General features: G+C 73.5%; 1 protein-coding gene. It reads right to left on the reverse strand.

The features are described from left to right. Positions 1–2051 (reverse strand): hypothetical protein (locus ACFFNX_RS48530; protein WP_378213218.1); only part of this gene is annotated, 2051 nt, incomplete at both ends.

Genomic DNA, 2051 nt, shown 5'->3' on the forward strand with positions numbered 1-2051 from the left:
CCGGCCACGGGCCGATGCCCGCAGCAGCCGCTGCCCCGCCGAGGTGCCCAGGGCCAGCGCGGCGACGAGGACGACCAGCAGCCCCCGGGCGAGCCGGGCCATCGCCAGGTCCCGCTCGGCATGGGCCAGGCCGATGTCGGCGGCCGGGAACGAGTACGGCGGCAGGTCGACGTTTCCGGTGTACCGCCGCAGGTGCTCGTCGCGCGCCGCGGTGTACCGGGACCGGGCGGCCAGCCACTGCGTACGGGCGTCCGCCGACCCGGTGTCCAGCCACTGCGCGTGCCGCAGGAACATGGTCCGGTACGCCGCCAGCGTGCCGAACAGGTCGACCTCATAGTCCAGTGCGGCAGCGAAGGACCGGCGCTGCGCCGGGTCGCGCCACGCGGCGGGGTCGGTCGTGGCCAGCAGGTCGCGCATCCGCCGCGCCGTGGCGGTCGCCTCATCGCCCTCGCGGATCGCCTCGTCCAGGTGGTCGCGGCTCACCGCGTAGATGCTGTCGAGCACCGCGCTGTCGCCGGTGACGATGTCCCACTCGAAGATCCACATCATCGGCGGGGGTTCCAGCCCGAGCGCCTTCACCGTGCGCTGCGCGTACGGTCCGATGTACAGGCCCTTGGTGATCGCCTGGCGGGACAGCGCCAGCACCCCGCCTATCGCCCGCACCGTGGACGGATCGGTGCTGAACGTCTGGCGGATCCAGTCCGCGGACAGCCGCGCCGGGTCGGCGTCCGGGTCGGCGGCCAGCCGCGCCGCGGTGTAGACGTTGAGGTCGAACATCTGCCAGAAGCCCGCGCGCAGGTAGAGGGTGCGCGGCCCGGCGCGCAGCGGCCCGCCCATCTGGGACCAGGTCCAGATGCCCTCGATATGCGGGTTGGCGGCCAGCAGCGTGCGCAGCGCCTCCCGGTGCAGCGTGGTCAGGTCGTTGGGCAGCGCCCCGAAGCCCTCGAACTCCCGCCGTGCCTGGAGCTCCACGATCCGCCGCTGCCTGCCGATCTTCAGCGTGCCGTTGAAGGGGAGGTGGCTGTAGTAGTCGCCGAGGCAGTACTTGGTGGACACGATCAGGTGCGGGTCGTCGATGTCGCCGAGCACCTGCTCGTACCGCCGGGGGTTGGTGTGCAGGTCGCCGATGGAGCCGACGCCGATGGTCCAGGTGCGGAAGACGACGTCCCGGCCGCCTTCACCGGCGACCGCGAGCAGCGCGCGCAGCATGGCGCGCACCGAGGCCGGGGTCTTCACCGCGATCCGCGAGGTGTAGTCCCAGCCGGGGAACCGGTAGGCGGCGCCGCCCTCACCGACCCTGATCACCAGCCCGTCGGCGTACGGCAGCGCGGTGAACAGCTCGCGCAGCCCGGCCTGGTACACCGTCCAGAACCGGGCGTCGCCGGTCGGCAGACCCCCGAACCTCCGCTGGAGGTACCGCTGCAGCGGCGGTGACAGCGCCAGCATGTCGGTCGCGAAGTAGACCTTCATCCCCGCGTCGTGCGCGTACCGCCAGACCGGGCCGAACGCGGCGACCATCGCCTTCGCGCGGGCGATGTGGCCGTCGCCGGCCGGGTACACCTGGTGTCCGTCGCCGATGCCGGCGAAGGTGACGTACTCCAGGAAGCCGGGCACCACCACCCCGTTGTAGCCCTCGGCGAGCCCGCGGTCGACCAACTGCCGGAACTGGGCCGCGATCCGGGCGACGGCCGCCGTGTCCACATAGGGCGGTCCGGCGAGGACGGCCGGCCCGACCACGTCGGTGTTGAGCGAGTAGTCGTCGCCGGCGGCGAAGCCGGCCGGGTCGTCGGGCAGTCCGACCGACCCGGTGTCCAGCAGCCGCAGTCCGAACCGGGGCGTGTTCACTTTGCCGTCCCGGCCGGCCGGCAGTACGGCGTCGCCGGAACGGATCCGGTCGGCCACCGCGTACAGCCCGGTCGCGGCACCGGCCGGGTGCGCCGACCGCAGCACCAGGCCGCCGGCGGTGCGGGTCAGCCGGTACGCCTCGTCGGACGTACCGGCGGCGCCGCCGGTCAACTCGACCCGCAGCACCGCCGCCCCGTGGGCCGTCG

The sequence above is a fragment of the Actinoallomurus acaciae genome, from assembly GCF_042429965.1.
In the GTDB taxonomy this organism is placed as follows: Bacteria; Actinomycetota; Actinomycetes; order Streptosporangiales; family Streptosporangiaceae; genus Actinoallomurus; species Actinoallomurus acaciae.